Origin of the sequence: Sorangium sp. So ce362 (genome assembly GCF_051519845.1) — a bacterium.
GTDB lineage: Bacteria > Myxococcota_A > Polyangia > Polyangiales > Polyangiaceae > Sorangium.
The window spans coordinates 9757238-9780364 of record NZ_CP150332.1 but is presented as its reverse complement, the minus strand read 5'-3'; the positions used below and the strand labels follow the sequence as shown (position 1 = coordinate 9780364).

Sequence of the window (23127 nt, the reverse complement as noted above, 5' to 3'; positions counted from 1 at the left end):
GGCCTCCCTCCCATGGATCTTCGCCGCTCGCCGGAGCTCTGGCGGTTCGCCGCGCTTGTGGCGATCTTCGTCACGAGCGGCCTGGTCATCACCTACCTCGTGCTGCCGCCGCCGGCGGACGACGGCCCGAAGCCTCCGCCGGTCCTCCGCGTGGCGCAGGTGCCGGTGCCGGCGGGCGGCGACGTCGTGGCCAACGCGCTCGACCTCGTGCGCCGCTACGCCACAGGGGAGATCCGGATCGTGCTCCCCGACGGCTCCGCGCGCGCGCTCCGCCGCAACGACCTCGGCGTCGAGATCAACCGGGTCCGCCTCGCCGAGTTCGTCCGCGAGGCGCTCCGCCCGGCGAGCGCGCTCCGCCGCGCGCACGAGCGCGACGACGAGGACGCGCCGCTCGACATCCCGATCCCGCTCCTCCTCGACTCCGAGCGGGCGATCGGCAAGCTGCTCGATCTGAAGGTCGAGCTCGATTCGCCGGCGGTCGACGCCTATGTCGACCTGGAGTCGAAGCAGCTCAGGCCCGAGAAGATCGGGTATCGGCTGGACGTCTACGGCACGCTCGCGCGGATCGACGCCGCCCTCCGGGCGGGCGAGGACACGGCGCAGGCCAGCGTCGAGACGATCGCGCCGAAGCTCGTCGCGGAGCAGCTCGGCAACGTCAAATTCGACCAGGTGCTCGGCTACTTCGAGACGCGCTACGCGACCGGGGCGAGGTCCAAGGAGAGGACGTATAACCTCCGGCTCGCCGCCTCGAAGCTCGATGGGGTGGTCGTCCTGCCGGGGGAGATCTTCGACTTCAACGAGACGGTCGGCCCGCGCGACGAGGCGCACGGGTACCGCGTCGCTCCGGTCATCGCCCAGGGGGAGCTCGTCGACGGGCTCGGCGGCGGGACCTGCCAGATCTCGGGCACGCTCCACGGCGCTGCGTTCTTCGCGGGGCTCGAGATCGTCGAGCGCTATCCGCACTCCCGTCCGAGCTACTACATCAAGCTCGGCCTCGACGCGACCGTCGTCTATCCGACGATCAACTATCGCTTCAGGAACCCGTTCGACTTCCCGGTCGTGCTCCACCAGACGGTCGCCGGCGGCGTCGTGCGCGCCGAGATCCTCGGCCCCTCGCGCAAGCTCACGGTCACGTACTTTCGCCGCGTCGACGCGGTCGTCCCGTTCGAGGAGCTGGAGCGCCCGGCGCCGAAGCTGCCTGAGGGGACACGGGTGCTCGCCCAGCGCGGCATCCCCGGCTTCAGGACGACGAGCTCGCGGGTCGTCCGCGACGGCGCGTATGGGGTGCGGGAGAAGTGGAGCGACAGCTACCCGCCGACCACGCAGATCGTCCATGTCGGGAGCGGCCCGCGCGACCCGGCGGTCAAGGTGGCCGACGACAATCACCCCGAGTACGTGGCGGACGAGTACCTCGTCGTCACGCAGGGCCCGGACGTCCGCACGCCCGGCGTGACCGGCCCCGAGCCGGGCGGCGGCACCGTCGAGAGCCGCGAGCCGGGGCTCACCGGCGAGCGCGGCTGGACCGAGCGCGCGGGGATCGGCACCTTCCGCGCGAAGGGGGATGACCGCGAAGGCGGCCGCGCGCGGGGTGAAGACGCCCCGCCCGCCGAGGGCACCGCCATCATGCAGGCCACGAGCGAGCCCGCGTCCGAGAGCAAAGCGGCGAGAGAAGCCCGAGGCCAGAAGGACCCGGCGGGCGACGAGGCGAAGAGCGGCAAGAGCAAGAAGCGGCAGAAGAAGAAGGGCGACGACGGCTGAGCGACCGGCGCCTGCCTGGCGCCGGCGGCGGCGGTCGGCGCCGGGCAGGCGCCGGCCTTCAGCGCGCGCCGACCGCCCGGCGTATCTCCTGAAGGGTCGCGCTCGCGATCTGCCGCGCGCGCACCGCGCCCTCCGCGAGCAGGGCGTCGACGCCCGCCGTGTCGGCCATGAGCTCGGCGTAGCGCCGCCGCGGCTCCTCCAGCGCGCGGTTCAGCACCTCGAACACGGCCTCTTTCGCCTCGCCCCAGCCGATGCCGCTCCGGTAGCGGCCCCGGAGCGCCTCCGTCTCTTCCGGCGTCGCGAACTCCCGGTAGAGGTGGAACAGCGGCGACGCGTCCGGATCCTTCGGCTCGCTCGGGGGCGACGAGTCCGTCTTGTACTTGAAGATCGTCTTGCGCAGCTTCTCCGGCGGCAGGAAGAGCGAGATGGTGTTGTCGTAGCTCTTGCTCATCTTGCGGCCGTCGAGGCCCGGGATCACCGCGGTGTCGGTGCTGATGCGCGCCGCGGGCAGGACCAGGGTCGGGCCGTAGAGCGCGTTGAACCGCTGCGCGATGTCACGGGCGATCTCGATGTGCTGGACCTGGTCCTTGCCCACGGGCACGACATTCGTCTTGAACAGGAGGATGTCGGCCGCCATCAGCACCGGATAGCTATAGAGGCCCATGTTGATCCCGGCGTCGAGGTCGTCCATGTCCTCCACGTTCGCGGCGCTCGACGCTCCGGCGCGGGACTCGATGTTCCTGGCGACAGCGGCCTTGTAGGCGTGCGCGCGGTTCATGAGCCCCTTCGCGGTGAAGCAGGAGAGGATCCAGGTGAGCTCGAAGATCTCCGGGATGTCGGATTGCCGGTAAAAGATGACCTTCTCGGGGTCGAGGCCGAGCGCGAGCCATGTCACGGCAACCTCGTGGACCAGGCCGCGGAGCTTCTGCGCGTCGTGGATGGCGTTGAGCGCGTGGTAGTCCGCGACGAAGTAGAGCGCGTTCGATGCGGTCCCTGCGAGCGCGAGCGCCGGCTTGATCGCCCCCACGAAGTTGCCGAGGTGTGGCGTTCCGGTGGGCTTGATGCCGGTGAGGACGGTGCTTGCCATGGTTCTCGTGTTCCTCTGAGGGAGCCCATTACGAGCTCTCGGCGGGTGATGCTAGTGCTGCGTGCCAGAAATCCCGCCATGGATTTCTGGGCGTCGCGTCACGGTGGCAGGCGCGGGCACCCGGGCGCCGCGTCGCGGACGCTGCCCGACACACTAGCCCTTCGAGCGCCGCACGGCCCCGCCGCGCGGAGCGCGGTAGGGGCTTCCGCGCTTCGGCGCAGCTGCCTCCGGGGCCCAGTAGGCGTGGCATTTGCGGCAGTGCCACCGCTTCTTCAGGACGAGGAGCGGCAACCCGAGCAGCGCGATGAGGGCGACGATCTGACCCGGGGCCCACTCGCGGTAAGCGTAGCGCGCTCCGCACGCCGGGCACCTCGGCCCATCGAGCTCGGCCACCTCGTCGTCCTCGTCGAGCTCGCGATCGTCATCGACGGGCGGCGGCGGCTTCAGGATCTCGGCTGCTCGCTCCAGCTCCGCGCGCGGCACCTGGAGCCGGATGCCGAGGGACCTGCCGATATAATGAGGGGTCAGCGTCGCCGCGTGCTCATCGGCGAGGAAGGCGCGGATGCCATGAGCGGACAGGGCCGAGCGTCCCATCTGCGCCTCGACGGACTCGCTGTACGTCGCCACCGTGACGAGCTGCTCGGAGCCGGCCGGGGCGCGGCTCCGCGGCCGATCGAAGGAGCGCACCCGGCAAGGGTAGCATCCGCCCACGGCGCAGCGTGTACGGCTGCCGGTTTTCGTGCCACGGTGGGCGGAGGTGGACCGCGGAGCGGATCCCCCGACCGATGTTTGCCGGGACCGCGAAGCGGTTCCCCCACGCTGGCACCTGCGTCATGTCCGGCCGAACACCGTCATCTCCTGCGCCTCATCCCGATACCCCCGCTCCGCCGGCCGCTGTCCACGCCTCGGCCGGCGGGCGACCGACCGTCGCGCTCGCGGTCTCCGGCAGCATCGCCGCCTACAAGGCCGCCGAGGTCGCCCGGCTCCTGATCCAGGGCGGCGCGCGCGTGCTCCCGATCATGACCCGCGCGGCGCAGCAGTTCCTCGGGCCCATGACGCTGAGCGGGCTCTGCGGTGAGCCGGTGCGCGACACGATGTGGGACCCGGGCTTCGCGGGCGAGCTGCACGTCGCGCTCGCCGCCGAGGCCGACCTCGTGCTCCTCGTGCCCGCGACCGCCGACCTGCTCGCCCGCCTCGCCGCCGGGCGCGCCGACGATCTCGTGACGGCGCTCGCCCTGTGCGCGAAGGGCCCGGTGCTCGCCGCGCCGGCGATGCACCCCCGCATGTGGGCGCACCCCGCGACGGCGCGGAACGTCGCCTCGCTCGAGGCCGACGGGCGCGTTCAGCTCGTCGGCCCGGTCTTCGGCGAGGTCGCCTCGGGCGATCGCGGCCTCGGGCGCATGGCCGATCCCGCGGCGATCGCGGCCGCGGCGTTCTCGCGGCTCGCCCCGCGCGATCTCGCGGGGCGCCGCGTCGTCATCACCGCGGGGCCCACGCTCGAGGACCTCGATCCCGTGCGGTTCCTCGGCAACCGGTCGACCGGCAAGATGGGCTTCGCCGTGGCCGAGCGGGCCGCGCTCCGTGGGGCGCAGGTCACGCTCATCGCCGGTCCCGTGTCGCTCGCCACGCCGCCCGGCGCGCGGCGCGTCGACGTGCGCGGCGCGCTCGCGATGCGCACCGCCCTCTGGCAGGCGCTCGGCGAGGACCTGCGCGGCGCCGACGTGCTGATCATGACGGCCGCGGTGTCCGACTACCGCCCGGCCGAGCAGCACGCGACAAAGCTGAAGCGGACGCCCGATCTCGCCTCGCTGCCGCTCGTCCCGAACCCCGACCTGCTCGCCGAGGTCGGCCTCGCGCGCGCCGGCGCCGCGCGCGCCGACGGAGCGCGGCCGCCGGTGCTCGTCGGGTTCGCCGTCGAGACCGCCACGGACGACGGCGTGATCGCCTACGCCCGGCACAAGCTCGCGGCCAAGCGCGTCGACATGATCGTCGCCAACCACGCGGCGGACTCGTTCGGCCGGGACGACAACCGCGCCACGATCGTGACCCGCGACGCCGCCGATTCGCTCGGCGTGTTGCCCAAGCCCGTGCTCGCCGACCGCATCCTCGACAGGGTCGTGCAGCTGTGCGCGCGATGATGCCGGGCGACGCCGCGCCTCCTGCCGTCGCGCCCCCGCCGGCCGCCCCGGGCTCGGCCCTCCTGGCCCGGCCGCGCGATCCGGGGGCGACCGATCCGCGCGAGCCGCCGCGGGCCTCGCGCCGCGAGGCCGCGCTCATCGCCGCGTCCGTCACCGCCGGCGTCGCGCTCGCGGTCTCGTACGCGTTCCACCCCGATCGCGCGGGCGCGCCCGGCATGCTCGCGGCGCTCGGCGCGCTCTACGCCGTCCTCGCGGCGGTGACCGTGATGTGGCTCCGCCGGCGCGGCGAGCTCCGCGCCGCGCTCCGCCCCCTCTCGGGCGATCTCGCGCGCGGCGCCTTCGTCGCGGCGGTGCTCTACGGCCTGGCCATGGCGGTGCAGCTGGCGCTCGCCCCGCGGGGCTCGCCGCGCGAGGCGTGGCTCTTTCGCCTGTACCTCCAGCTCGGCGACCCCCTGGCCGACGCGCGCGTGTTCGCCGGCGCGGTCGTCTTCGTCGTTGCCGCGCTCGAGGAGGTCGTCTGGCGTGGGCTCGTCATGCGCGCGCTCGAGGGGCCGTTCGGTCCGGTGACCGCCTGGCTGCTGTCGAGCGCGCTGTTCGCCGCCGCGCACGCCCCCACGCTCTTTCTGCTCGGCGATCCGCTCGCCGGGCCGAACCCGCTGCTCGTCGCGGCGGGCCTCGGCTGCTCGCTCGTGTGGGGTCGCGTGGTGCACCGGACCGGCCGCCTGCCGCCGGCGATCTTCGCCCACGCGTTCTTCTCGTGGGCGATCGTGAGCTTCCCGATCTGGCGCCCGTGACGTCCGGGCGCCCTCGCCGGGATCACCCCTCGAGCTTCGCGAGCTCCTCTTCGGGGATGTCGAAGTCGGCGTAGACGTTCTGCACGTCGTCGTGGTCGTCGAGCGAGTCGACGAGGTTGAGACAGACCTCGGCGTCGCGGCCCGCGACCTCTTTCTTTGTCTTGGGGACGTAGCCTGCGCCGCTCGACTTCACCGGGATCTTCGCGTCCTCGAGCGCCTTCACGACGGGCTCGATCCTCTCGACGCTGGAGAGCACCTGCCACTCCTCGCCCTGGTCGCTGTAGTCGTCGGCGCCCGCGCCCACGGCGATGTCCATGAGCTGATCTTCCGTCGCCGCGTCCTTCGCGATGAGGAGGATCCCCCTCCGGTCGAAGGCCCACTGCGCGGAGCCGCCGGCGCTGAGCTGCCCGTTGTTCTTCTCGAAGATCTTCCGGATCTCGGCGACGGTGCGGTTCCGGTTGTCGGTCATCGCCTCGCAGAGGAACAGGGTCCCGCCGGGGCCGGTGCCTTCGTAGAGGATCTCCTCGTAGTTCGCGCCCTCGATCTCGCCGGTGCCGCGCTGGATGGCGCGTTTGATCGTGTCGGCGGGCATCGCCTGGCCCTTGGCGTCGTTGACCGCCTTACGGAGGCGCGGGTTGCCGTTCGGGTCTCCGCCGCCCATGCGCGAGGCGACGGTGATCTCCTTGATGAGCTTCGTGAAGAGCTTGCCGCGCTTTGCGTCGAGGGCGCCCTTCTTCCGCTTGATGGTGGCCCACTTGGAATGGCCGCTCATGCCTGTCTGCTCCGTGATGACGGGGCGCTCGCTCGCGGAGCGCGCCCAGGGGAAAGGTTCGGCGCTAGCTGGAGCACCGATTGGTCCGAGGAGAGGGATCGCCGAGGCGCCGGGACCGCCATGAGAGGTCGACCATCTCTTGGCGGTCCCAGCGCCCCCGCGTTTCGGACCGTCTGTCGCTCTAGCGGTGCGCCCGTGTGGAGGCAACCACGACGGTGCCTCGGCCGCCCGTACCCCTCCGGACCAGGAGATCGAGCGCGGCCGAGGCCCGCCCCCCATCGCGCGCGCCTCGCGTCCGCTCCCTGACGCGATGGTCCCCCGATGCCACGCACGCCAGGCCCGAAGCGGCAGAACGTATCGGAGGGCGCAGGTGGATCGCGGGGTGGTGGGGCCCCGCCGAGCTTGGCTCGGCGGGGCGGCGGGGGCGCGTGCCCCCGCCGTGTAACTAACGTGGTGGGGCCCCGCCGAGCTCGGCTCGGCGGGGCGGCGGGGGCGCGTGCCCCCGCCGTGTTACAGCGCGTAGCCGGTCTCGCCGTGCTCGGTGGCGTCGAGGCCCTCGCGCTCGTCGCTCTCGGCCACGCGCAGGCCGATCAGCTTGTCGACGAGCTTGAGGAGCAGGAAGGTCATGAGCGCGGCGTACAGCCCGACGGCCACGATGCCGGCGAGCTGCGGCACCATCTGACCGGGGTTGCCGGCGATCACGCCGTCGCGGCCGGCCTCGTTCAGGGCCTTCTCCGCGAAGACGCCGGTGAGGAGCGCGCCGAGGAGGCCGCCCACGCCGTGCACGCCGAACGCGTCGAGCGAGTCGTCGTAGCGGAGGCGCTCCTTCGAGACGACCGCGAAGTAGCAGACCGCGCCCGCGAGCAGGCCGATCACGACCGCGGCCCAGGGCGCGACGAACCCGGCCGCCGGCGTGATGCCGACGAGCCCGGCCACGATGCCGGACGCGACGCCGAGCGCTGTCGGCTTGCCCCGCTGCGCCCACTCGACGAAGAGCCACGCCGCGCCGCCGGCCGCCGCCGCGAGGTGCGTGTCGAGCATCGCCAGCGCCGCGAGCCCGCCCGAGGTGAGCGCGCTGCCGGCGTTGAACCCGAACCAGCCGAACCAGAGGATGCCCGTGCCCGTCAGGGTCATCGTCAGGTTGTGCGGCACGTGCCGCTCGTGCGGGTACCCCGTGCGCTTGCCCAGCACGAGCGAGCAGATCAGCGCCGAGACGCCCGCGGCGAGGTGAACCACGGTGCCGCCCGCGAAGTCGAGCGCCCCCATCTCGAAGAGCCAGCCCTTCTCCGCCCACACCCAGTGGGCGACGGGATCATAGACGAGCGTGGACCAGAGCAGGATGAAGACCAGGTACGCCGGGAACCGCATGCGCTCGGCGAACGCCCCCGCGATGAGCGCGGGCGTGATCACCGCGAACATCATCTGGAACGCCGCGAAGGCGAGGTGCGGCACGGTTCCCCGCTCCACCCCTCCAAGTCCGCGCATGCCGATATAGTCGAGCCCGCCGATGAGCCCACCCTGCGACGTGCCGAACGCGAGCGAGTACCCGATCGCCACCCACTGCACGGAGATCACCGCGAGCGCCGCGAACGAGTGCATGAGCGTCGAGAGCACGTTCTTGCGGCGCACCATGCCGCCGTAGAACAGGGCGAGGCCCGGCGTCATGAAAAGGACGAGGGCTGTCGATGCGAGGAGCCAGGCCGTATCCCCAGTGTCGATCTTCATGGCTCGGGCGTAACGTGCCCGAAGTTTCAACGAGGTTTCGGACCCGCGGCCGGACGCATTTGGCAGCGAGTAAGGAAATTTCTAATGCCCGATCCGGCTGCACCCGATCCCGGACGCGATCGTTTCCTGATGCACCTACGTCAGGCCCGAAGCGGCACCCCGTGTTGGAAGTCACTGGTGGATCGCGGGGGCGCGTGCCCCCGCCGTGCAACTCAGGGCTGCGGGCCGCGGATGGTCAGCACCGGGACCTTCGCCGCGCGCACCACCCGCTGGGCCACGCTGCCGAGCAGCGCCCGCGCGATCGCGCCGCGCCCGTGCGTCCCGATCACGATCATGTCGGCGCCGATCTCCTCCGCGAGCCGGCAGATCTCCTCATCGGGGACGCCGGCGCGCAGCACGCCCGAGATCTCGACGCCGCCCGCGCCGCGCCGGTGCTCGAGCACCTGATCGAGGCTCCGCTGCGCCGCCTCGGCGAGGCGCGCGGCGTCCTCGGCCGAGGGGATCAGCGACGAGCCTTCCGGGAAGGTGTAGACGGGCAGGCTGTACACGTGCGCAACGACGATCTTCGCGGAGAGCTTTCGGGCGAGCTCGATCGCCGTGTCGAGGGCGAGCTCGGAGGTCTCATCGAAGTCATGGGCCAGGAGGAGGGTCTTCATCTTGCTCCGCGGTGCTGGTGGGCTCGGGCGGCGCGCCGCCGTCGTTCTTGTCCGGCTTTCGTAGCTCCGGACGCGGGTCGCCGGTAGGGGGCTCGTCGAGCGCCGCCGGCGCCGACCGCTTCGACGCCGGCTTCACCCGCTTGAACAGCGCCATCTTCTTCAGCCGGCTGACCTCCACGAATTCGCCGCGCTTCACCGTCGCGTTGTGGCGCTCCAGGTCCTTGCCCTTGAGCTCCCCCTCGTCGAGGAGCACGTACTGGAGGATCGCGGGGCGGTCCCCCGGGTAGAAATACGCTTCCTTCCGGTTCGACACGTGCGGCCCCATCTTGTTCGTCGCGCCGACGATCGCGCCGGGCGGGATCGCCTCGACCTGCTGCCTCACCCACGCGTAGGTGGCTTCCTGCTCGGGCGTAAGGTTGCGCGCCACACGCGCAAAGCCGCCCCTGAACGAGGCGTTGTCGACGAGGCCGCCGAACTTCCACGACACGAGCGCGCTCGCCACGAGCACCGCCGCGAGCAGCGCGCGCGAGAGGCGCCGCCCGTCGAGCCCGAGGTACGCGGCCGGCGCGGAGTCCTCGACCTGCTTGATCGCGATCGGCGTCAGCGCGAAGGCGATGGGGAAGAGGACCGACGAGTACTGGAAGTGGATCGAGAAGACCGCGTCGCGCGAGGCGAACAGGCAGAACACGAGCCCGTAGGCGAGCATCCACCGCCCGGGTCTGGCGAGGAAGGGCAGGAAGCAAAGGGGGACGAAGAGCTGGAGCAGGAAGAGGATCTTCGGCTCCTCCAGCATGACCTTGAGCACGAAGGCAGGGTTCGTGAGGAGCGAGACGAGGAGGCCGCCGAGCCCGCTCCGGTTCGGCATGAGGTCCTCGTAGTAGTAGGCGAACGAGTACGCGTCCTTGCCCGACATGATGATGCCGGCCGACGTCATGAAGAACAGCTTCACGATGACGAGGTAGACGAGGCTCGTCGCGATGGTCACCCAGCCGAGGCGCGTCCTGCCCGCGCGCCGATCGAGGACGGCGTAGAGCCCGATGAAGCACATCAGCAGGGAGACGTCCTCCCGGCAGAGCAGCAGCGCGGCGAGGGTGACCCAGTACAGCCTGTCCCTGCCGGTCTCGTAGAAGTAGAGGAGCCAGACGACGAGCGGCGAGATCAGCGTGAGCGAGTGGAACTCGTACATGTTCGCGCCATGCAGCGCGGGGTACATGGCCCACGCGGCGGCGAGCAGGAGCGCCTTGCCGCGGTGCTCGAGCTTGTCGAGCGCGAGCAGGTACACGGGGATGACGCCGGCGCCGAGCCACACGGACTGGAGCACGAGGAGGAACTCCGCCCTCGGATAGATGAGGTAGAGCGGCGAGAGCAGGACGAGGATGGGATCGAAGTGCGCGGAGCCGTGGTATCCGGCCTTGATCCAGGAGCAGCCGAGCGGCCGGCCGTGGATCGACTGATAGAAGATGTTGTCGTAGTATCCGAGGTCCGTCGTCCGCGTGTGCAGCGCGCGGTGGTTGGTGAGCGCGAGCCGGGAGAAGAAGGCGCTGTAGCCTGTCCACAGCGCGAGGACGGCGAGCGGCGCGAACCACCGCCCGGCCTTCGCGAGCGCGCCGGCGCGCGGCGGCGCCTCGTCGAGCCCGGGCGCGAACCGCTCGCCGCGGCCCCAGGCGTAGACGCCCGCGCCCACCGCCGCGGCGGCGAGGGCGGCGAAGAAGATCGCGGTCTTCGGGCTGTCCTTCTCGATGTTCGGCAGCTTGAGCGCGGCGACGAACGGGAGCGCGAGCAGGGGGAGCAGGGCGCGGTTGAGGCGGCCTGCCGTGCCCACCACGTCCCACGAGCGGGTCAGGACCCGCCGCGCCAGCATCACGAGGAAGTAGGCGAGCCCGACGCCCACGATGGCGGCGACGACGCCGCCGGTCATCCAGCGGCGCTCCAGCTCGTTCAGCTTGTTCGTCGCGAACGGGGCGAGGCGGCTCGGGTGGGTGAAGACCCAGGCCGTCACGGCGACGCACATGCCGAAGAGGATCGGCCACGGCGCCAGGGTCAAGGTGGCGCGCGCGAGCCGCTCGATAGCGCCGTCGAGCTTCGCGAGCGCGCTGTTCAGCCTGGTGCGGTGGTTTTCTAGCATGGGAGAGGCGGGTCCCTCGGCTACTTGACCCTACCCCCCGCTGTCAAGGAACGGCGCGGGGGGCGCCGGAAGGGCAGGGCGCCGCCCGCGGGGCGCGGTAGAATGGGTCCATGTCGCACTACCGGGATCATCTCGATGCGGCCCGCGCCCGCATCGACACCCTTGAAGCCAAGCTGAAGGAGCGGGAGGCGGCGCTCGCCGCCCGGGATGCGGAGCTCGCCGAGATCCGAGCCGAGGTCGAGCGGCTGCGCGGCGGATCCAGCGACGACGGCCCGTTCGACGGGCCTCACGGCCGGGGCGGCGGGCAGCGCGCCCTGCTTGTGGCGCTCGCTGTGTGCGGCTTCGCCACCGCGACGGGCTATGCGATGGTGCGCCCCGCGCACTGCCCGCCGCGTGGCGCTCCGTACCCCGCGTCGGCCGAGGTGCTGCCGCGCTCCCACGACGGGCACGATCCCGGGTCGCGCCGGGTCGACGCGGCGCGCCTGCGCGTGGGCAGGGCCGCGGGCGCCGCGCTCGAGCACGGCCGGATCCGCGCGCAGCGCTGCTGGCAGCCGGACGGCCCGAGCGGCGAGGGGAGCGTGACCGTGACCTTCGCGCCGAGCGGCGGGGCCCAGGTCGAGCTGGACGGCCTGCCCTTCGTCGGGACCGAGATCGGCGAGTGCGTGAGCGACGCCTTCCGCGCCGCCGCCCTGCGCATGCCGGCCTTCAACGGGGAGGCCCTCACCCTGACCACCCCCTTCTCTCTCTAGCGGGTGCGCGCCGCGAACGGTGCGGGGGGGAGGGATTCAGGGCTGGGCGGGGGTGGCGGGGGTGGCCGGGGCGGAGGGTGGCGGGGCGATTTGCCAGCTCACGAGGCCCAGGGCGGCGATGGTGAGGTAGATGACGGCGAAGACGAGGAGGCCGAAGCTCACGCCGTGCTCGGCGGTGAAACCGAGCGACGGGAACACGAGGGAGAAGAAGAGCTCACGGACGCCGACGCCGGCGATCGAGATCGGCAGGAGGCCGAGCAGGTTCGCGATGGCGAGCAGGCAGGTGGCGTCGAACAGCGAGAGCGGTATCCCGAGGGCCCTCGCGATCAGGTAGCCCTGCACGAAGTTGACGATGAACGTCGCCACCGTGACGGGGAGCGCGACGAAGAGCCCCCGCCCGACGTGGGCCCGCAACGCCACGAGGAAACGGCTGGTCGCGCCAGGCTCCGCATCCGCCGCGGGCTCCTTCACGAATTTGCGGGACACGGCGAGCATCAGCCGCTCGGCGAGCCCGGGGATGAGCAGCACGAGCGGCGCGAGGACCGTGAGCGCAATGCCACCCCATGTCAGCCAGGCCAGGCGGCCAGCGATGACCGCGCTGTAATGCGCCACGCCGACGGCGACGAACGCGGCCAGCACATAGAGATCGCACAGCCTGTCCATCACGACGGAGGCCAGCCCCTCCGCGTAGGGCACGCCGAGGTCATGGCGCAGGTAGCGGATCCGGAGGACGTCGCCGACGCGCCCCGGGGTCAGCATGCCGACGTAGAGCGACGTCAGGAACGACATCCAGGCGCGCCCGAGTGGGTAATGGATGCCCCGGGCGCGGAGCAGCGCGTCCCAGCGGACCACCTTGAGGTGGATGTTGACGAGGTTCAGCGCCGCGGCGAGCGCGAGCGGGGCAGCCGAGGCCGAGGCGAGCACGTCGAGCACCGCGCCCCGATCGTCGATGCGCAGGATCACGATCGCGAGCAGGAGCGGTCCGACGAGGCGGACGAGCGCCCTGACGACTGTGCGGCGCATGCTCAGCGCGGGGCTGCGAGGCAGAGGATCCAGGGATAGGAGGTCGTCATCTGCAGCACGTCGAAGCGCGGCTCGACGAGGCGGCGGAACGACGTCGGGTTCCAGTGGTTGACGTGATCGCTGTCGTTGCCCAGGCGGAGCACGTTGTTCCCTGCGAGCAGGTTCGAGAGCTTGAAGAACGGCTCATGCGGCACGGAGAGGAGGACGCGCTTCGGTGCGAGCCGCTGGATCTCGGCGAGCGCCCGGTCGGGCGTGTCGAGGTGCTCGAGCACCTCGGCGCAGATCACGAGGTCGAACCCGGGCGAGAGCGCGCGCAGCTCGCCGAGATCGTAGGCGCTCCCGACGCGCGCCTGGATGTGCGGGAAGAGCCGCTGCAGCCGCTCGATATCGGCGGCGTTGAGGTCCACGCCGGTGAACTGCTTCTCCGGGAACTTCTCGGAGAGATAGCCGGAGAGGAAGCCCTCCCCGACCCCGATCTCGAGCACGCGCTGGACCGGATTCGCCTCGATGAAGAGATCGTGAATCGCGGAAGCGAAGCGCTGGATGAGCTTCCGCTTCAGCGCGCCTGCATTCCGGTATTTCGCGGTCTCGAAGCGTCCGAAGTAAGCGTCGGATATCACTCGATCTCCTCGCGGACTGGCAGCTCGTCCGCCTGGTGCCGTTGCTGCATCTGGAAGGTGAGAAACTCGCCGATGAAGCCCATCGAGAAGAACTGGATGCCGAGGAGGATCATCAGCACGCCGAGGAGGAGCAGCGGCCGATCGCCGATCCTGTATCCGAGCAGCCAGAGGAGGCTCAAGTACGCGTTGATCGTCACCCCGACCGCCGCGAACACGAGGCCGATGAGGCCGAAGAGGTGCATCGGCTTCTTCGAGTAGCGCGTCAGGAACATGACGCTGAGGAGGTCGAAGAAGCCGCGCAGGATGCGCTCCAGGCCGTAGCGGGAGCTGCCGTACTTGCGGGCGTGATGGCGCACGGGGATCTCCGCGACACGGAAGCCCTGCCACGCGGCGAGCGCCGGGATGAACCGGAAGAGATCGCCGTAGATCGGGATGGTGCGCAGCACCTCGCTCCGGTACGCCTTGAAGCCGCAGTTCATGTCGTGGAGCTTCACGCCCGTGACCGAGCGGACCGTCCCGTTGAAGATGCGGGACAGGACGAGGCGGTTCTTGGGGTCGAGCCGGTTGACCTTCCAGCCGACCACGACATCGAGCCCCTCCTCGACCTTGGCGATGAAGCTCGGCAGATCGGCCGGGTCGTCCTGGAGATCGGCGTCCATCGTGACGACCACCGTGCCCCTCGCCTTGCGGAAGCCGGCCGTCAGCGCGGTCGCCTTGCCGAAGTTCTTCCGCAGTCGGATGCCCTTCACCACCGGGTTCTCCGCGCGGATCCTGGAGATGACGGCCCAGGTGTCGTCCGTGCTGCCGTCGTCCACGAAGATGAGCTCGTAGGTGAAGCGCCCCCTCAGCGCCTGATCGACGCGCTGCGCGAGCTCGGCGAGGCTCTCCGCCTCGTTCAGCCCCGGGACGACCACCGAGACGTGCGGCGCCGTCGAGGCGGCTGGCGCAACGGAGGGCGCCATCAGGCTCGGACGAGGATCGAAGGCGGAGAGCCCGAAGGTGACTCGGTCCTCCTGAGCCTCCGTAGGGGCAGGTGTGGGGGGTTGGTCCACAATCACGGCGGCGGAGGATAGCAGATCGCCACAGGAACGTGCGGTTCCGTCCTCGGGAAGCGCCGCCGGATGTCGCTCGCGCGAAGGCAAGGTGCTGCCGGTCACCGGCAGGGGCAGGGGTTCAGGCAAGGGCAGCGGAGGCCGGGCAGGGGTTCGGAGAAGGGTTGCGGAGGCCGGGCAGGGGTTCGGAGAAGAGCTGCGGAGGCCGGGCAGGGGTTCGGGGAAGAGCTGCGGAGGCCCAGCAGGGGTTCGGGGAAGAGCTGCGGAGGCCCAGCAGGGGTTCGGAGAAGAGCTGCGGAGGCCCAGCAGGGGTTCGGAGAAGGGGTGCGGAGGCCCAGCAGGGGTTCGGAGAAGGGGTGCGGAGGCCGGGCAGGGGTTCGGAGAAGAGCCGCGGAGGCCCGGCAGGGGTTCAGGGAAGGGCCGCGGAGGCCCGGCAGGATGGCATGAGCCGCCGGCCGGTCGCGCTCCGGCTGGCGGTCGCGCTCATTCGGGCGTGCTCTCCGGCGCCTCTGGCGCCTCGGCGTTCTCCTCGGCGGCGTCCTGCTCCTCCTGCGGCGCGGCGGCTGCTGGCGCGCGGTGCGGGCTGCGCTCGAGCAGGGCGAGGAACGGCGCGTGGAGCGCCACGAGGAACTCGCGGTGCTTGCCGCTCGGCGTGTGCTCGATGAGCCAGCCGATGTCGTCGTGGATGGCGTTGAACGCCTGCGTGCACGCGACCACCGCCTCCCGGATGCGCTTCGACCGCGCGACCGCGCGCTTCTGGCCGGAGCTGCGGCCGAGCCCCTTGGCGAGCGCCTCGGTCGCCTCCTCGACGCGCTTCAGGTACGGACCGGCGCCGACCTTCTTCACGTCGGCGGCGAGCGGCGCCTTGCCGGCGACCGAGAGCTGGTGCCAGCCGTGGTCGACCTCGGCGTCGTACGTGTACCGGGTCTGCTCGGTGCCGGCCCCCGCGAGCAGGGCGCCGCGGAGCCGGACGGCCGCGTCGCGCTGCGCGGAATCCTTGCTCTCCGCCGCCGACGCCAGGAACAGGTGCAGCGCCCGCTGGGCAGTGTCCCACTCCGTGTCGAGCTCGGCGAGCGCGGCGGCCGACGCGACGCCGAGCGCCTCGTCGAGCGCCGCGATGCTCCAGCGCGCGCGCGCCTTCCAGATCACCGGCTTCGGCGCCTCGAGGAGCAACGCCGCCGGGACGCGGTTAGGAACATCGTACTTGTCGATAGAGACGCTCTTCCAAGCTCCCTGATCGAGATCACGCGCGAACGCGCTGAACGCCTTGTCCGTGACGAAGCTGTATCCATAGGATGCCATCGATTCCTCCCTCATCCTCCCCCAGGAAACTCTGTATTTAACGAGAGGCGCGCGCGATCCCGCAAGCGCTTTCATCCCCTGTGCGCCGTCGGAATCTTGCTCGGCGCGCCACGCGATCAGGGGAGCGCCACGCGACCCGGGGAGCGCTTCGCGGCGGCCGGCACGTTCTTTTTTCGGAGGCGTCTCGCGGAATCGGTGAGCACTCCGGCGGCGCCGGCCCGACATGGATGCCGACGGCGGCGCCTCCTTCGAGGCGGTCGCCCGCGAGGCACCCGCTCATGGAGAACGCGAAATGGCCCGCCGCGCCGCCGGACATCACGGCCGTCCTGCCCACCGCGGCGCTGGCCGCCACCGACGAGATCCCTTCCTCGACCCCGTGGAGTAGCGTGGACCCCGGGAAGGAGGGGGACAGCGCCGTGATCGACGCAGGAGAACCCATCGAGCGGCAGGTGTTCGCGCCGGGTCAGGTCTTCCACCAGGTGGAGGTCGTGCGCTTCATCGGCGCCGGGTACTCGGGCGAGGTGTACGAGGCCCGCCACCGGATCACCGGGGCGCGGTGCGCCCTCAAGATCATGCACCTGCGCGACCGGAAGGACGTGAGGAAGGCGGAGCGGAGCCTGGCCGAGGCGCACGGGACGTTCGGGATCGAGCACGCCAACGTCGTCGAGGTCTTCGACATCGGCTGCGAGGCCGACGGCACGGCCTGGATGCTCATGGAGTTCCTCGACGGGCCGACGCTGGCCACCGTCCTGGAGCGCCAGGGGCGGCTGTCGCCGCTCTATGCGCTGCACGTCGCGCTCGAGGTCGCGTGGGGGCTCGACGCGGCGCACGAGAACCAGATCATCCACCGCGACGTCAAGCCGGACAACATCGCCTTCACGGTCGACGGGTCGGTGAAGGTCGTCGATTTCTCGATCGCGAAGGTCATCCCCTACGAGATGCGGACGACCCAGCGGAACGTGCGCCTCGGGACGGCCGCGTACATGGCGCCCGAGAACCTCGCCGGGAACGAGGCGGACGCGCGCTTCGACGTGTACTCGCTCGGGCTCGTGCTCTGGGAGATGATCGCCGGCCGCCACCCGTTCCGCGACGCCTTCGACGACCGGACGAAGCTCGTGAACTGGCAGTTCTTCGCGGATCCCGCGCCGCTGTCGGAGGTGGCGGGGCTGCCGGCGTACGTGGACGAGGTGATCCGGCGCGCGACGGCGAAGCAGCCGGCGGCGCGGTACCTGTCGATGGCCGAGATGGCGCAGGGCATGATCGCGCTGCGCAGGCGCCTCGAGCAGGACGAGGCGGAGGGCCGGATCTCGCTGGCGACGCCGCCCGGCGAGCCGCCGATCCCGGACCGGCCGGCGCGGCGCGCGGTCTACCGGGCGCCGGTGACGGGGCCGACGCTGGAGGTGCCGCGGCGGGAGCCGTCGGCCAGGGTGGTGGTGGCGTCGCCGGCGCCCGCCCTGGGGTCCGGGGGCACGGCGCCGATGGATCTGGAGAGCGTCCGGGCGGCGGCGTTCGGGCCTGGACCGTGGCCGGCGGGCCGCGAGGGGGACGGGCGCGCGCCGGGCAGCCAAGGGAGGACGACGCGGGGGACGGAGATCATGGAGGTGACGGCGCTGTCGTCGCCGTCCGGTCCGCCGCAGGGGTCGTCCCGGCCGCCCGCGGTGCGCACGACGAGCCCGATGCTCCGGCAGCTGGCCGCGGAGGGCGAGCGCGGTTCGGGGGAGCGGGGAGAGGGAGCCCGCGCCGGGCGCGAGGTGCGCATGGCGCCGTGGATGCTGATCGCGCTGGTGCTCTCGGCCTCCCTCGCGAGCGCGTTCGCCACGCGCTGGATCGCCCCGCCGGAGGGGCCGCGCGACGCCGCGGGTGCGGCCACGGGCGCGGCGGGTGCGGCCACGGGCGCGGCGGGTGCGGCCACGGGCGCGGCGGGTGCGGCCACGGGCGCGGCGGGCGCGGCCACGGGCGCCGGGAGCGCAGCCACGGGCGCAGCCGCGGTCGGAGCGGAGGGCGCAGCCTCGGTCGGAGCGGAGGGCGCAGCCTCGGTCGGAGCGGAGGGCGCAGCCTCGGTCGGAGCGGAGGGCGCAACCTCGGTCGGAGCGGAGGGCGCAACCTCGGTCAGGCCGGCAACCCCGGTCGGGTCGGCGCGCCGCGCCGCGCCGCGCCGGCCGGCGGCATCGGCCAAGCCGGGGCGGCAGGGGCCCCCACCCTTCGGAGACACACCGATTTTCTAGGGACGTGCAGGGCGAAGCGCTGGAGCGCGCGCGGAGAGGAGGCTGGAATGTCACAGGACGATCGAAACGACGAGCAGCGGCTGCGCGCGGAGCGCGTCGTGGCGGAGACGGTCGAGCGGAGCCTCGCGCGGTACCGCGGGCTCGTGCCGGAGGAGATGCTCGCGCAGATGCGCGAGGCGATCGAGGACGAGCTGGTCAAGAACCCTTATTCGGCCGCGCTCCTCCGTCAGCTCATGGCGCGGCCGGTGCCGTCGTCGAGCGGGGAGGTGCCGTGCGAGGGCGCGCCGGCGGAGCGTGGCCACGACCGCACGGGGGGCGCGGCGGGCGGCGGGAGGGAGGGCGCGTGACGGGCGGCGCGGACAAAGACGCCGAGGTGCTGCCGCTGCTCACGCCGAAGCAGCGGGCGCTGGTCGAGCGCGCGCTGCCGATGGTCGAGGCCCAGGCCCGCTGGTACGCGCGCCGCTACGCGGGGCTGGTCGAGCGGGACGAGCTCGCCGCGGCGGGCTCGGCGGCCGTGGTGGAGGCGGTGCGCCGGTACGACGAGGCGCAGGGCGTCTCGTTCGAGGGGTACGCGCGCGCGCGGATGGACGGCAGCATGCTGGACCTGATCCGCGCGGAGACGCAGGCGCGGCGGCGCGACGTGGCGATGCGGCGCGCGATGGCGGCGCTGTCGGAGCACCACCAGGGCGGGTTCGACCTCTTGCGGGACGGCCCGGAGGAGATCCAGGGGCGGCTCCAGGAGTTCTGCGACGCGCTGGCGACGGTGGGGGTCGTGGCGGGGGTGGCGGCGATGCGGCGGCCGGTGTCCGACGAGGAGGCGGCGGAGCGCATGGCGTACGTGGGGGCGATCCGTGCGCTGGCGGAGGCGTTCGCCGAGCTGCCCGAGGACGAGCAGCGGGCGTTCGGGGCGGTGTTCGTGGACGGGATGGACATGCGCGAGGCGGAGGCGTTCCTCGGGGTGTCGTACATCACGGTGCGGCGGCGGCTGGAGCGAGGGCGGGAGCGGCTGCGCAAGGCGCTGTGGAAGCGGGGGGTGAAGGAGATGCCGCTGCTGCGGGGCGAGTCGTGGGGCGCGCCGGTGCTGCGCGGGGTGCGGGGCGATGGGCCGGCGGGTGGAGGCGCAGGAGGCACGGAAGGCGCGGAAGGCGCGGGGAAGCGAGGACCCGGGTCGCGCGGGCGGTAGGCGGCGCGGGCAGCAGGGAGCAAGGCGATGGCGAAGCAGGACGGCGAAGCGGCGGGCGCGCCCCGGGCGATCCAGAGCCAGGGAGAGGACGCGGCGAGGGCCTACGCGGTGGGCGAGGTCGCGCCGGGGCCGCTGCACCCGACGGTGGAGATGGAGCGGATCCAGATCGAGGATCCGCGGCGGGTGCCGGCGCCGCGGGAGGGCGCGAGGCGGGGCGGCGGCGCGCGCAACCCGGAGCAGCGCGCGCCGCTGGCGGACGTGGGGGCGCCGAGCGTGTCGATGCCGGAGGGGCTGGCGGTGACGAAGCGGCAGCCGATCGTGATCGACAGCGAGATCCTCGCGGAGTGGCACGGAGGACGGGGCGAGGCGGCGGGGAGCGAGGCGACGGGGAGCGAGGCGGCTGGGAGAGACGAGGCGGCGGGGAGCGCGGGGAGCGGGAAGGATGCAGCGGCGGGAAGCGAGACGACGGCGAGGGATGCAGCAGCGGCGTGGCGCGCGGAGCGCGCGGAGCGCCGCACGAGATGGCAGCGCGCGGCGTGGGTGCTGGTGATGGGGATCCTGCTGGCGATCGGGTCGACGGTGGTGCGATCGGGGTGGGGAGCCCACAACGACGCGGTGACGGTGGCCCGCAGCGCAGGCGGGGCGCTGGAAGACGCAGGCGTGATGGCCCGGCGGGCAGAGAGGGCCGCCGCGGCGCGTGCGAACGCGGCGGGGACGCCGGATGCGAGCGCGGCGGGGACGCCGGATGCGAACGCAGCGGGGACGCCGGATGCGAACGCAGCGGGGACGCCGGGGAGAGCCGCGGGCTCCGCGCCGACGGCGGCGCGCCCGGAGGGGCCGCGCGGGGCCGCGGTCCCATCGCAGGAGAGCGGCCCGAGAGGGCAGGCTGCGCCGCAGCCTGCGGCGCCGAGCGCGACCGCGCCCGCGGCGCCGAGGCCGAGGGGGACTGGCTCCGCGGCGCCCGCGCCGGAGGCGCCTGCGAGCCCGCGGGGCGCGCCGGAAGAGCGCGGAGCGGAGAGCGCGCCGGCGCCGTCGCCGCCCAGCCCGGATGAGAAGCAGATCTTCGATTGAGCCGCCGGGATGGATGAACGATGGGAGATGCCATGAGGAACCTGACGATGCGTTGGACGGCGGTCGCGTGCTGCGCGCTGTCCGCCTGTCTCCTCGCGCCGGTCGCTGCCCGCGCGCAGGGCAGCCCGCCGCCTGCGCAGGTGGAGGACGACGGGGCCGGCGACAACGCGCGCGCAGCGCAGCTGTACCGAGAGGGCAACCTCGCCTTCGACCAGAAGCGCTGGTCGGACGCGGAGCTTCTGTACCTGAAGGCGTGGGCGCTGATGAGATCGTTCGACATCGCAGCGAACCTCGGGCACGCGCAGCTGAAGCTGAACAAGCCGCGGTCCGCCGCAGCGTTCTTCGCGTTCGCCCTGAGGATGGCGCCGCCGTCGGTGAAGCCCGATCAGCGCGCGCGGATACGGGGTTTCCTCGACCAGGCGAAGGCGCAGGTGGGGACGGTGCGGGTGCGGGTGAAGAACGTGGCGGACGCGGAGGTGTTCCTCGACGGCGAGCGCGTGCCGGAGGAGGAGGCGAAGCACGAGATCTACGTGGAGCCAGGGGAGCATCGGATCGTGATCCGGCACGCCGGGTACGAGGACGAGCATCTGGGAGTGCTCGCGGCGCCGGCAAGCACCGAGACGGTCACGCCGGAGCTGAAGCCGAAGGCGGAGAAGGCGCCGGTGGCGGCGGGGCCGGGTGGGAAGGGGCCGGAAGCGGCGGCATCGGGAGCGGCGAGCGCGCCGGGGATGGGGGAGGCGATGCCGAAGGCGCCCGCGGCGGGGGCGCAGATGGAGGAGCGGCGGAGCTGGGCGCCGGTGATCGCGCTGGGGGCGGCGAGCGCGGTGGGGCTCGGGATGGCGGTGGGATTCACCGTGGCGTCGAACGGGGCGAGTGCGGACGTTGACAAACGAGGTGATGCGATCCTGCAAACGGGAGGGCAGTGCAGGAAGCCTTCCGCGGCGTTCGTCAGCCCATGCGATGAGCTCGACAGCGCGCTTCGTCGCATCGACACGTTCGGCAATGGAGCGCGTCTGGCTTACGTGGCATCGGGAGCGTTAGCGATTAGTGCGGCTGCGTATGCGCTGTGGGGGCAGCCACGGGAGACGCGAACGAGCCGGATTCGTGCGCTGCCTGAGCTGCGAACGGATGGCGCAGGATTCGCGGTGCTGGGCGTCTGGTGATGACCGTGAAAGGAAGCACGATGAGGATCTGCAGAGCGTGCTGGCTCGTCGCGTCCGTCGGGGTGGTGGCCGTTGCGGGCGGTTGCGAGGTCCTTTGGAGCAACGAGGCCGGGAATTGTCGGCGCGCGTTGACGTGTGAGGACTTACCGTCGGTAGGAGCTGGCGGAAGCACTCCTGCCGGGTGCATGCCGAGCGAGAGCGCGGGCGCGGTGGACGACACGTGCGGGGTGTTCGTATCGACGTCCGGGAACGACAAGCACGCCGCGACGAAGGATGCGCCTGTGAAGACGCTGGGTGCGGCGCTGGCGCTTGCGGAGCAGCGCGGGAAGCGGCGTGTGTACGCGTGCGCGGAGATGTTCGAGGAAGCGGTGGAGGTGACGCAGGGGGTGACGATCTACGGGGGCCTGGACTGCGCGAGCGGGTGGGTCCGGGCCGGGGAGCAGAAGAAGACGGTGCTGACGGCGGGGGTTGGAGAGATCCCGCTGGTGGTCCGCGGAGGCGGAGGCGAGGGGGACGTGCGGATCGAGGACGTGCACGTGAAGGCGCGCGGTGTCGGACCGGACGAGCAGGTGGCGTTCGCGGGGGTGTCGTCGATCGCGGCGCTTGCGGAAGAGGCGAGCGTGGAGCTTGTGCGGTGCGTGCTGGAGGCGGGCGACGCGGCGGCCGGGGAAGCGGGAGCGGCGTACGGGGTGGGGGCGATGCGGAGCGAGGACGGGAAGCCCGGAGAGCAGGCGTGCTCGGCGGCGATCGTGGTGACGAGCGGGAGCGCGAAGAACGACTGCGGCACGCCGGAGGACGCGAGCGACGATTCGTTCGGCGGCTACGGCGGCAATGGCCGCCCGGACACCGGCGGCAGCGGTGATGATGGCAGCCCTGTCGCTGCGATAAACGGAGGCAAAGGCGAAGGTGTAGACGTGTGCACTGAAGGGACCGCAGGAGACATTGGCACCGAGGGCGGGCCTGGTGCGGGCGCGACCGGTCTCGGCGAGATCAGCTCCCGCGGCTTCACCGGCGTCGCCGGCAGCGACGGCGCGAAGGGCGGCACAGCGCAAGGCGGCGGAGGAGGCGGCGGAGCGAAGGGTGGCGCGGGCGCAGACAAGTGCCCGAACGAAGCATCGGCCGGCGGCGCGAGCGGCGGCTCGGGGGGCGCCGGCGGCTGCGGCGGAGCGGGCGGCCGAGGCGGCAGCGCGGGCGGAGCGAGCATCGCGCTGATCAGCCTGAACGCGACGGTGGGGTTCGAGCAGGTGACGCTGAAGACGGGGCGCGGCGGAGCTGGAGGCCGAGGCGGCGGGGGCCAGGAAGGCGGCGAGGGAGGCGCCGGAGGTCCCGGCGGCACGAAGCCCGAGGGCGCGACCGCGCTGAACGACGCGTGCGCCGGAGGAGCGGGCGGCAAGGGCGGCCCGGGCGGCCTCGGGGGAGGCGGCCAGGGCGGGCACGCGATCGGGATCGCGTACAAGGGCGCGATGCCGTCGACGCAGGGGGCGACGATCGAGCCGGGCGAGGCGGGCCCCGGCGGCGCGGGCGCGAACGCGGAGGGGGAGGGCGCCGCGGGCGTGAAGGTCGAGGTGCGGGCGTTCTGAGGTAGGCGAGCGGCGCGCGCTGCGGCGGAGCTCCGCCGCGGCGGCCGCGTGGAGCGGGGCGGCGAGGACGAGGAACGACACGGCGCGCCACGGCCGGCGCGACG

At 72.4% G+C, this 23127-nt stretch carries 20 protein-coding genes; 10 read left to right on the top strand and 10 right to left on the bottom strand.

Annotation, left to right across the window (positions count from 1 at the left end):
* Positions 1 to 12 precede the first annotated feature (12 nt).
* Positions 13 to 1758 carry a VanW family protein gene (locus tag WMF17_RS37670; protein WP_437598210.1) on the top strand — a complete coding sequence of 582 codons (1746 nt, stop codon included), beginning with the start codon at positions 13 to 15 and terminating at the stop codon, positions 1756 to 1758.
* A gap of 58 nt (positions 1759 to 1816) precedes the next feature.
* On the opposite strand, the gene WMF17_RS37665 is transcribed toward WMF17_RS37670, so the two are convergent.
* Positions 1817 to 2845, bottom strand: a complete 1029-nt coding sequence (locus WMF17_RS37665; protein WP_437645821.1) for a tryptophan--tRNA ligase — start codon at positions 2843 to 2845, stop codon at positions 1817 to 1819.
* A 153-nt stretch (positions 2846 to 2998) separates the two neighbouring features.
* Complete coding sequence (locus tag WMF17_RS37660; protein WP_437598207.1) at positions 2999 to 3532, bottom strand: putative signal transducing protein; 534 nt, start codon at positions 3530 to 3532, stop codon at positions 2999 to 3001.
* 146 nt (positions 3533 to 3678) lie between these two features.
* On the opposite strand from WMF17_RS37660, the gene coaBC reads away from it, so the two are divergent.
* Complete coding sequence (gene coaBC, locus WMF17_RS37655; RefSeq protein WP_437598206.1) at positions 3679 to 4983, top strand: bifunctional phosphopantothenoylcysteine decarboxylase/phosphopantothenate--cysteine ligase CoaBC; 1305 nt, start codon at positions 3679 to 3681, stop codon at positions 4981 to 4983.
* Complete coding sequence (locus WMF17_RS37650; protein ID WP_437598205.1) at positions 4980 to 5777, top strand: CPBP family intramembrane glutamic endopeptidase; 798 nt, start codon at positions 4980 to 4982, stop codon at positions 5775 to 5777. Before coaBC ends, WMF17_RS37650 begins: the two co-directional genes overlap by 4 nt.
* A gap of 22 nt (positions 5778 to 5799) precedes the next feature.
* Here the strand turns inward: WMF17_RS37650 and WMF17_RS37645 are convergent, their stop codons facing one another.
* The 4 genes from WMF17_RS37645 to WMF17_RS37630 form a co-directional block, all read right to left on the bottom strand.
* Positions 5800 to 6549: a YebC/PmpR family DNA-binding transcriptional regulator gene (locus WMF17_RS37645; protein WP_437598204.1), complete on the bottom strand. Its 750-nt coding sequence runs from the start codon at positions 6547 to 6549 to the stop codon at positions 5800 to 5802.
* Between the two features lie 510 nt (positions 6550 to 7059).
* Positions 7060 to 8274 carry an ammonium transporter gene (locus tag WMF17_RS37640; protein WP_437598203.1) on the bottom strand — a complete coding sequence of 405 codons (1215 nt, stop codon included), beginning with the start codon at positions 8272 to 8274 and terminating at the stop codon, positions 7060 to 7062.
* Between the two features lie 212 nt (positions 8275 to 8486).
* Positions 8487 to 8930 (bottom strand): universal stress protein, encoded by a 444-nt coding sequence (locus WMF17_RS37635; protein ID WP_437598202.1) that lies wholly within the window; start codon positions 8928 to 8930, stop codon positions 8487 to 8489.
* Positions 8905 to 11055: a DUF2079 domain-containing protein gene (locus WMF17_RS37630; protein WP_437598201.1), complete on the bottom strand. Its 2151-nt coding sequence runs from the start codon at positions 11053 to 11055 to the stop codon at positions 8905 to 8907. Before WMF17_RS37630 ends, WMF17_RS37635 begins: the two co-directional genes overlap by 26 nt.
* A 110-nt stretch (positions 11056 to 11165) precedes the next feature.
* Here WMF17_RS37630 and WMF17_RS37625 point away from each other — a divergent pair, with 110 nt between their 5' ends.
* Positions 11166 to 11804, top strand: a complete 639-nt coding sequence (locus WMF17_RS37625) for a hypothetical protein (RefSeq protein WP_437598200.1) — start codon at positions 11166 to 11168, stop codon at positions 11802 to 11804.
* Positions 11805 to 11840: 36 nt separating this feature from the next.
* On the opposite strand, the gene WMF17_RS37620 is transcribed toward WMF17_RS37625, so the two are convergent.
* The 4 genes from WMF17_RS37620 to WMF17_RS37605 form a co-directional block, all read right to left on the bottom strand.
* Entirely contained in the window at positions 11841 to 12827 is a 987-nt protein-coding gene (locus WMF17_RS37620; RefSeq protein ID WP_437598199.1) for a lysylphosphatidylglycerol synthase transmembrane domain-containing protein, read from the bottom strand.
* Between the two features lie 2 nt (positions 12828 to 12829).
* Positions 12830 to 13447 carry a class I SAM-dependent methyltransferase gene (locus tag WMF17_RS37615; RefSeq protein ID WP_437598198.1) on the bottom strand — a complete coding sequence of 206 codons (618 nt, stop codon included), beginning with the start codon at positions 13445 to 13447 and terminating at the stop codon, positions 12830 to 12832.
* Positions 13444 to 14409, bottom strand: coding sequence for a glycosyltransferase family 2 protein (locus tag WMF17_RS37610; protein ID WP_437645819.1), 966 nt, complete (start codon positions 14407 to 14409; stop codon positions 13444 to 13446). The genes WMF17_RS37615 and WMF17_RS37610 overlap by 4 nt, the downstream gene beginning before the upstream one ends.
* A gap of 573 nt (positions 14410 to 14982) precedes the next feature.
* Complete coding sequence (locus WMF17_RS37605; protein WP_437645817.1) at positions 14983 to 15801, bottom strand: hypothetical protein; 819 nt, start codon at positions 15799 to 15801, stop codon at positions 14983 to 14985.
* 278 nt (positions 15802 to 16079) lie between these two features.
* On the opposite strand from WMF17_RS37605, the gene WMF17_RS37600 reads away from it, so the two are divergent.
* The 6 genes from WMF17_RS37600 to WMF17_RS37575 all read left to right on the top strand — a co-directional run bounded on the left by WMF17_RS37600 (position 16080) and on the right by WMF17_RS37575 (position 23023).
* The gene (locus WMF17_RS37600) at positions 16080 to 18026 is read left to right on the top strand and encodes a protein kinase domain-containing protein (RefSeq protein ID WP_437645815.1); all 1947 of its coding nucleotides are present in this window, start codon (positions 16080 to 16082) and stop codon (positions 18024 to 18026) included.
* A 47-nt stretch (positions 18027 to 18073) separates the two neighbouring features.
* Positions 18074 to 18373 carry a hypothetical protein gene (locus WMF17_RS37595; RefSeq protein WP_437645813.1) on the top strand — a complete coding sequence of 100 codons (300 nt, stop codon included), beginning with the start codon at positions 18074 to 18076 and terminating at the stop codon, positions 18371 to 18373.
* Positions 18370 to 19209 carry a sigma-70 family RNA polymerase sigma factor gene (locus WMF17_RS37590; protein ID WP_437645812.1) on the top strand — a complete coding sequence of 280 codons (840 nt, stop codon included), beginning with the start codon at positions 18370 to 18372 and terminating at the stop codon, positions 19207 to 19209. Before WMF17_RS37595 ends, WMF17_RS37590 begins: the two co-directional genes overlap by 4 nt.
* 27 nt (positions 19210 to 19236) lie before the next feature.
* Positions 19237 to 20280 (top strand): hypothetical protein, encoded by a 1044-nt coding sequence (locus tag WMF17_RS37585; protein WP_437645810.1) that lies wholly within the window; start codon positions 19237 to 19239, stop codon positions 20278 to 20280.
* 32 nt (positions 20281 to 20312) lie between these two features.
* Positions 20313 to 21443: a PEGA domain-containing protein gene (locus tag WMF17_RS37580; RefSeq protein ID WP_437598191.1), complete on the top strand. Its 1131-nt coding sequence runs from the start codon at positions 20313 to 20315 to the stop codon at positions 21441 to 21443.
* Positions 21444 to 21628: 185 nt separating this feature from the next.
* Complete coding sequence (locus WMF17_RS37575; RefSeq protein ID WP_437598190.1) at positions 21629 to 23023, top strand: PGRS family protein; 1395 nt, start codon at positions 21629 to 21631, stop codon at positions 23021 to 23023.
* Positions 23024 to 23127: the final 104 nt, after the last annotated feature.

Bases quoted from the DNA above. Each gene is read 5' to 3' on its own strand.
- WMF17_RS37585 (WP_437645810.1), top strand. From the start codon at position 19,237: ATGGCGAAGCAGGACGGCGAAGCGGCGGGCGCGCCCCGGGCGATCCAG.
- WMF17_RS37580 (WP_437598191.1), top strand. From the start codon at position 20,313: ATGAGGAACCTGACGATGCGTTGGACGGCGGTCGCGTGCTGCGCGCTG.
- WMF17_RS37645 (WP_437598204.1), bottom strand. From the start codon at position 6,549: ATGAGCGGCCATTCCAAGTGGGCCACCATCAAGCGGAAGAAGGGCGCC.
- WMF17_RS37635 (WP_437598202.1), bottom strand. From the start codon at position 8,930: ATGAAGACCCTCCTCCTGGCCCATGACTTCGATGAGACCTCCGAGCTC.
- coaBC (WP_437598206.1), top strand. From the start codon at position 3,679: ATGTCCGGCCGAACACCGTCATCTCCTGCGCCTCATCCCGATACCCCC.
- WMF17_RS37640 (WP_437598203.1), bottom strand. From the start codon at position 8,274: ATGAAGATCGACACTGGGGATACGGCCTGGCTCCTCGCATCGACAGCC.
- WMF17_RS37605 (WP_437645817.1), bottom strand. From the start codon at position 15,801: ATGGCATCCTATGGATACAGCTTCGTCACGGACAAGGCGTTCAGCGCG.
- WMF17_RS37650 (WP_437598205.1), top strand. From the start codon at position 4,980: ATGATGCCGGGCGACGCCGCGCCTCCTGCCGTCGCGCCCCCGCCGGCC.
- WMF17_RS37625 (WP_437598200.1), top strand. From the start codon at position 11,166: ATGTCGCACTACCGGGATCATCTCGATGCGGCCCGCGCCCGCATCGAC.
- WMF17_RS37665 (WP_437645821.1), bottom strand. From the start codon at position 2,845: ATGGCAAGCACCGTCCTCACCGGCATCAAGCCCACCGGAACGCCACAC.
- WMF17_RS37620 (WP_437598199.1), bottom strand. From the start codon at position 12,827: ATGCGCCGCACAGTCGTCAGGGCGCTCGTCCGCCTCGTCGGACCGCTC.
- WMF17_RS37630 (WP_437598201.1), bottom strand. From the start codon at position 11,055: ATGCTAGAAAACCACCGCACCAGGCTGAACAGCGCGCTCGCGAAGCTC.
- WMF17_RS37600 (WP_437645815.1), top strand. From the start codon at position 16,080: ATGGAGAACGCGAAATGGCCCGCCGCGCCGCCGGACATCACGGCCGTC.
- WMF17_RS37575 (WP_437598190.1), top strand. From the start codon at position 21,629: ATGCCGAGCGAGAGCGCGGGCGCGGTGGACGACACGTGCGGGGTGTTC.
- WMF17_RS37610 (WP_437645819.1), bottom strand. From the start codon at position 14,409: ATGGCGCCCTCCGTTGCGCCAGCCGCCTCGACGGCGCCGCACGTCTCG.
- WMF17_RS37670 (WP_437598210.1), top strand. From the start codon at position 13: ATGGATCTTCGCCGCTCGCCGGAGCTCTGGCGGTTCGCCGCGCTTGTG.
- WMF17_RS37595 (WP_437645813.1), top strand. From the start codon at position 18,074: ATGTCACAGGACGATCGAAACGACGAGCAGCGGCTGCGCGCGGAGCGC.